At 62.1% G+C, this 6,523-nt stretch carries 5 protein-coding genes; 3 read left to right on the top strand and 2 right to left on the bottom strand.

The window, feature by feature from the left end:
- Together DBR24_RS19625 and DBR24_RS19620 are read right to left on the bottom strand one after the other, a co-directional pair.
- On the bottom strand, window positions 1–1,698 hold a 1,698-nt coding region (locus tag DBR24_RS19625), incomplete at its 3' end, for an ABC transporter permease (RefSeq protein WP_128615575.1).
- Window positions 1,699–2,862 carry an efflux RND transporter periplasmic adaptor subunit gene (locus DBR24_RS19620; protein WP_128615574.1) on the bottom strand — a complete coding sequence of 388 codons (1,164 nt, stop codon included), beginning with the start codon at window positions 2,860–2,862 and terminating at the stop codon, window positions 1,699–1,701.
- Between the two features lie 323 nt (window positions 2,863–3,185).
- Between DBR24_RS19620 and DBR24_RS19615 the strand changes: the two genes are divergently transcribed.
- From DBR24_RS19615 to DBR24_RS32950, 3 genes are all read left to right on the top strand, one after another.
- A complete protein-coding gene (locus DBR24_RS19615; protein WP_128615573.1) occupies window positions 3,186–3,668 on the top strand; it encodes a sigma-70 family RNA polymerase sigma factor in 483 nt (160 codons plus the stop codon).
- A 131-nt stretch (window positions 3,669–3,799) separates the two neighbouring features.
- Window positions 3,800–5,134 (top strand): lysine N(6)-hydroxylase/L-ornithine N(5)-oxygenase family protein, encoded by a 1,335-nt coding sequence (locus DBR24_RS19610; protein ID WP_128615572.1) that lies wholly within the window; start codon window positions 3,800–3,802, stop codon window positions 5,132–5,134.
- Window positions 5,135–5,721: 587 nt separating this feature from the next.
- A partial coding sequence (locus DBR24_RS32950) for an HAD-IC family P-type ATPase (protein ID WP_256591658.1) occupies window positions 5,722–6,523 on the top strand: 802 nt, incomplete at its 3' end.

Genomic DNA, 6,523 nt, shown 5'->3' with positions numbered 1-6,523 from the left:
GATTTCGCGGGTCCGTTCGCGCACGGTCATGAGCATGATGTTCATCACGCCGATACCGCCCACCAGCAAGGAGATGGCGGCAATCGCGCCGAGCATCAGCGACAGCGTGCCCTGGGTGCGCGCCTCGGCCTGGATCATCGCGGCGTTGTTGGTCAGTTCGAAGTCCTTTTTGCCGTGGTGCCGGCGCAGCATCGCCTGTTCGATGGCCTGTTCGGCGTCCTTGACCTTGCGTGCGTCCTTGGCGGCGATCACCACGTATTCCGGATTGCGGCTGCCGAACAGGCGCATGCTGGCGGCGGAATAGGGCACGGCGATGCGGTTGTCGCTGTCGGAGTCGCCGGAGCTTGAGCCTTTTTCAGCCAGAACCCCGAGCACCTGAAACGGTACGTTTTCGATCAGGATGTACTGGCCGATCGGGTCGGCGACATCCTTGAGCAATTTGTCACGCACCTTGGTGCCGATCACCGCCACGGCGGCGGCGCTGTCTTCGTCGGCCTGGGTGAAGTAACTGCCCTGAACCACCGGCCAGTTGAATATGCTTGGGAAGTTGGTGTCATTGCCGCCGACGTAGCTGCTGTGGTCGGCATTGCCGAAACGCACGCCGGCGGTCGAGCCGTTGACCGGCATGATGCGTTCGACCTGGGGCAGGGCAGCCAGCTCGGCGACGTCGTCGAGGGTGATGATGCCCGGCGGCGTGCGCGGGTTGGGGGCGGCGCCGCTGAGGTAAATGATGTTGGACCCGAAGGCGCCCATCTGCGCCATCACCTGACGCTTGCTGCCTTCGCCCACGGCCAGCATCACCACCACCGAGGCCACGCCGATGACGATGCCGAGCAGGGTCAGCGCGGTGCGAAAACGATTGATCCACATGACCCGCCACGCGGCTTGCACGGCGTCCACCAGTTCACCTTTCCAGGCGCTGGTCTGGCTGCTGCCGGTGCTCAGGCGCTGGCGCAGATCGACCGCTTGCAGGGCACCGGGATTGGCACGGCGGACGGCGGCTGACGGATGTGCGGCGGTATCGCTGATGATCAGGCCATCGCGGATTTCGATGATGCGTTGGGCCCGTTGCGCCACTTCGCGGTCGTGGGTGATCAGAATCACCACGTGACCCTGGCCGGCGAGTTCGTCGAGCAGGGCCATGACTTCGGCGCCGCTGTGGCTGTCGAGGGCGCCGGTGGGTTCATCGGCGAGAATGATGTGGCCGCCGTTCATCAGCGCCCGGGCAATCGACACCCGTTGTTGCTGACCACCGGAAAGCTGATGCGGACGGTTGCCGGTGCGCGTGCCCAGACCGAGACGTTCCAGTAACGCACGGGCTCGCGCATGGCGTTCCGCCGCCGGGGTGCCGGCGTAGATGGCCGGCATCTCGACGTTTTCCTGAGCGGAACCGGACGGAATCAGGTGATAGCCCTGGAACACGAAACCGAATGCCTCGCGGCGCAGCCAGGCCAGTTCGTCGCTGTCCAGTTGCGCGACGTCCTCACCGGCGAAGCGATATTCGCCGCTGGTGGGGCGGTCGAGGCAGCCGAGGATGTTCATCAGCGTCGATTTGCCGGAGCCGGACGCGCCGACAATGGCGACAAACTCGCCGGCATGAATCGACAGGTCGATGCCGCGCAACACCTGCACCTGCGGACTGTCGTCGCCGCCGTAGGATTTGCGGATCTGCCGCAGGTCAATCAGGGGCGTGTGCATTCAGCCTCCGCTGCCGGTGGCTGGCGTGCTGAGGATGTGATCGCCCTCGGCCAGGCCTTCGAGCACTTGTGTGCGCAGGCGGTCGCTGATGCCGGTGCGCACGTCGCGGGACTGGATGTCGCCGTTGGCGGCGACGATCTGTACGCGTTGCCACTGCGCACGCGTGCCCGGTTGCAGGGCGGCGCTCGGCACAGTCAGGGTGTTCTGTGCCTGCTGGGCGACGAAGAACACTTGCGCGGTCATGTCGGTCATCAGGCTGTTGTCGGCGTTGTCGACGTCGAGCAGCACGGTATAGAGCACCACGCGTTCGCTGCCACTGCGCCCGCTGGTGGGGCTGCCACCCTGGTTCTGCTCGAGCGGGCGCGGCGGCACCGGCAGAATCTGCCGTACGGTGCTGCTCCAGCGTCGGCTGCCACCGCTGAGGGTGGTGAAGTAGGCGGTCATGCCGGGTTTGACGTGGCCGATGTCCGCTTCGGAAACCTCGGCCCACACGGTCATGGGCGAGAGTCGGGCGATGCGCAGGATCAGCGGGGTTTGCTGTTGCGCATTGAGCGTCTGGCCTTCCCGGGCACCTACCGCGACCACGGTGCCGCTCATTGGCGCAAAAATGCGTGTGTAGCCGAGCTCCGCTTCGTCGCTGCGCAGGCTCGCCTGGGCCTGACGGATCTGTGCCTGGAACATGTCGATGCGCGCCTGGGTCGCGCGCACTTCGGCGCGGGCGGTCTGCACATCTTCTTCACGGGTGGCGCCGCCGGCGGCGAGTTGCTGCTGGCGCTGGTATTTCTGTCGTGCGAGGTCGTGCTGCGCACGCTGTTCCTGCAGTTGCGCCTTGAGGTTTTCAATGGAGAAGCGCCCGGCGTCGAGTTTGGCTTTTTGCGTGGACGGGTCGATCTCCACCAGCAACTGGCCTTCCTTGACCGTATCGCCTGCCTCGACATGGATCTTCTGGATTTGCCCGGACGCCTGCGCACCGACATCGACATAACGACGCGGCTGCAAGGTGCCGAGTGCGGTCACGCTGTTTTCGATGCTGCTGCGGGTCACCTGCACGGTGGCGAGAGCGTCTCGTCCGGGCGGCAGCACCTGCCACGCGGCAACGGCAATCACGGGAATCAGACAAAGGGCGGCGAACAGGGCGCGTCGGGCGGGGCGGGGACGTTTCATGCAGGGTTCCGGCCAGTGAATTCGGCCCGTCATTCAGCGCAGGCAGCGCGGTGCGCGGAGGCTGAACGCTGTCGCAAGGCGCGACAGATACGGGGAGCTGTCCTGTAAACGATGCATGCACGAGGGAATTTAAGCCCGCAGACATCAAGTAACCGCTAGCTGCAGCGGACTATTTGGCCAGGATGTGGAAACAGCGCTTTAAATCTATATGAGAATTACTATAAATTACGCACCTCAAGTTGCCACCCTCTTGCTACTGCGGATCGCCCGCGGCTGGAACCGTGTGCTCAAGGACAGGAATTGCATTGATACGGTCGGGAGTCATGTTGGAAAACTACTATCGCGAGCTGGTGTGTTTCCTGAACGCCAGGCTGGGCAACCGTCAGGTTGCCGAAGATGTGGTGCATGACGCTTATGTGCGGGTGCTGGAGCGTTCCAGTGATACACCGATCGAGCAGCCCCGGGCGTTTCTCTATCGCACGGCGCTGAACCTGGTCATCGACGACCATCGGCGCAATGCCCTGCGTCAGGTCGAATCGCTCGACGTACTCGACAGCGAAGAACGCTATTTCACCCCGTCGCCCCTCGGCACCCTCGATCACGGCCAGCGCCTGGAAATGCTTCAGCGCGCATTGGCAGAATTGCCGCCGCTGTGCCGCGACAGCTTTTTGCTGCGCAAGATCGAAGGCCTGTCCCATCCGGAAATCGCCGCGACCCTCGGCATTTCCAAGGCACTGGTGGAGAAACATATCGTCAACGCCATGAAGCACTGCCGGTTGCGCATCAAGCAATGGGACGCCCATTGAGCCGTCCTCGTTAAATTTCTTTTCATCGTCCTCGTTCCTACTCAACAGACGACCTGCTGACCTGTTTCAGGCCGGTCAGGCCACCCAGGCTTTATCCCCGTGTTGAGGGGTTCATCCAGAGGACACTGGAAATGACACAGGCAATTGCATCGCCCATCGTTCACGACCTGATCGGCGTCGGTTTCGGCCCTTCGAACCTGGCGCTGGCCATCGCTCTGCAAGAGCGCGGCCCGACCCAGGGCGAACTGGATGTGCTGTTTCTCGACAAGCAGGCCAACTACAGTTGGCACGGCAATACCCTGTCGACCCAGAGCGAACTGCAGATTTCCTTCCTCAAGGATCTGGTGACCCTGCGCAATCCGACCAGCCCGTACTCCTTCGTCAACTACCTCAAGCAACACGGGCGTCTGGTGGACTTCATCAACCTCGGCACCTTTTATCCGTGCCGCATGGAATACAACGATTACCTGCGCTGGGTGGCCGGGCAGTTCACCGAGCAAAGCCGGTACGGCGAAGAGGTGCTGACCATCGAACCGGTTTTGCACAACCATCAGGTTGAAGCGCTGCGGGTGATTTCCCGCGACAGCCAGGGCCTGCAACATGTGCGCACCACCCGCTCGGTGGTGGTCAGCGCCGGCGGCACGCCGCGGATTCCGGAGGCGTTCAAGGCACTCAAGGGTGACAGCCGCGTGTTCCATCACTCGCAGTACCTGGCGCAAATGGCCAACCAGCCGTGCGTGAACAATCAGCCGATGAGCATCGCCATCATCGGCGGCGGGCAGAGCGCGGCGGAAGCCTTTATCGACCTGAACGATTCGTTCCCGTCGGTGCAGGTCGATATGATCCTGCGCGGCTCGGCGCTCAAACCGGCGGACGACAGCCCGTTTGTCAACGAAGTGTTCTCGCCGGAATTCACCGACCTGGTGTTCCAGCAGAGCAGCGCCGAGCGCGAGCGTCTGGTCAACGAGTACCACAACACCAACTATTCGGTGGTGGACATTGATCTGATCGAGCGCATCTACGGCATCTTCTATCGCCAGAAGGTCTCCGGGATCGCCCGTCATGCGTTCCGCACCCTGACCACCGTCGAGAGCGCCACCGCCAGCGAAAACGGCATCGAACTGGCGGTACGCAACAACGCCACCGGCGAACTCACGGTGCGGATCTACGATGCCGTGGTGTTGGCCACCGGTTACGAACGGCAGATGCACCGCAAACTGCTGGCACCGCTGGAAGAATACCTGGGTGACTTCGAGGTCGATCGCAACTACAAACTGATCACCGACGAGCGCTGCAAGGCCGGTCTGTACATGCAGGGCTTCTGCCAGGCCAGCCATGGTCTGAGCGACACATTGCTGTCGGTGTTGCCGATTCGCGCCGACGAGATCGCCGGCTCGTTGTATGAGCATGGCAAGCACCGAGGGCATCGGTCGATGGCGGATCTGTTGTTGGCGACTGCCAGCTGACTCAGTATTTCCTGATACACCGCCATCGCTGGCAAGCCAGCTCCCACAGGATCTGTGTTGGACACAAAATTTGTGTTCACTGGAGCTCCCTGTGGGAGCTGGCTTGCCAGCGATGGGGCCCTTATGGCTAAGAAAAATCTGATTTCTGAACCCTTCCTGAACATCCCCAACATTTCCCGACACACTTCCTTACACGGGTTTACTCTCCAATCATCGGGGCGTAAGCTTCGCGCGTTTTCATCAATAGCGGAGACCCACAGTGGGTACTTGTTCGAGTGACAGTTGTCGGCCGGTCTCGGTAACCGGCAGATTCTCGGCAAGATAACGCGCAGCCTTTCTCTGCCGTTGTCTCGCCGTAAAGCGAGCAGCGGCATCCCGATCATGGTCTGTTGAGACCATGTCCCGACGTCCTTCTCATCGACACTGAAAAAGTGTGCTTTCGACCTGCACGGTCGTCATCGCAACTTTATCGACACGCCTGTCTTTTCTGACCGGCGCGCCAAGCCTTGCCGTGCCGGTTTTTCCGGCGCACGAGGCGCGGTCGTACCTGCTTGACGGTTTCCCGGCTGACCATAGGGGCAACAGCCATGAAACTTACGCTCAAGGAATTTTTCGCAGGCTTCCTGCGTACACGCCACATCGCCCGGCACTTCCGTCGCCTGGCGCTGCTGGAATCAATCAAAGACACCACGGTCAGCCGTGAAGTGCCGCCCACCCTGGCCAACACGCTGGTCGATGCAGCCCATCGCGACAGCGGCGAACTGCTGACGTCGCTGGGTACCCACACCGATGGCCTGACCGATTTTGAAGTCGACGCACTGCGCGCGCAGTACGGTCTCAACGAGGTCGAACACGAGCAGCCGCTGCCGTGGTGGACGCACCTTTGGCACTGCTACAAAAACCCGTTCAACCTGCTGCTGACCCTGTTGGCGGTGATTTCCTGGCTGACCGAAGACCTCAAGGCCGCCACCGTGATTTTCTCGATGGTGGTGTTGTCGACGCTGCTGCGCTTCTGGCAGGAAAGCAAATCCAACCAGGCCGCCGATGCGCTCAAAGCGATGGTCAGCAACACCGCCACGGTGATGCGCCGTGACGCGCCGCGCAGCGAACTGCCGATCAAGCAACTGGTGCCGGGCGATCTGATCGTACTGTCGGCCGGCGACATGATTCCCGCCGACTGCCGGGTGCTGAGCGCCAAGGACCTGTTCGTCAGCCAGGCGGCGATGACCGGCGAGTCTATGCCGGTGGAGAAATTCCCGCGTCAGGCCGACCGCGACACGCGCAATCCGCTGGAGCTGGAAAACATCCTGTTCATGGGCACCAACGTGGTGTCCGGCACGGCGGTGGCGGTGATTCTCACCACCGGCAACAGCACCTATTTCGGGGCGC

Source organism: Pseudomonas sp. HMWF006 (assembly GCF_003061205.1).
Taxonomy (GTDB): Bacteria; Pseudomonadota; Gammaproteobacteria; order Pseudomonadales; family Pseudomonadaceae; genus Aquipseudomonas; species Aquipseudomonas monsensis.
This window is presented reverse-complemented; position numbering and strand designations above follow the sequence as displayed.

Excerpts from the sequence above, each read along its gene's own strand:
- DBR24_RS19615 (WP_128615573.1), top strand. The coding sequence starts at position 3,186 with ATGTTGGAAAACTACTATCGCGAGCTGGTGTGTTTCCTGAACGCCAGG.
- DBR24_RS19620 (WP_128615574.1), bottom strand. The coding sequence starts at position 2,862 with ATGAAACGTCCCCGCCCCGCCCGACGCGCCCTGTTCGCCGCCCTTTGT.
- DBR24_RS19610 (WP_128615572.1), top strand. The coding sequence starts at position 3,800 with ATGACACAGGCAATTGCATCGCCCATCGTTCACGACCTGATCGGCGTC.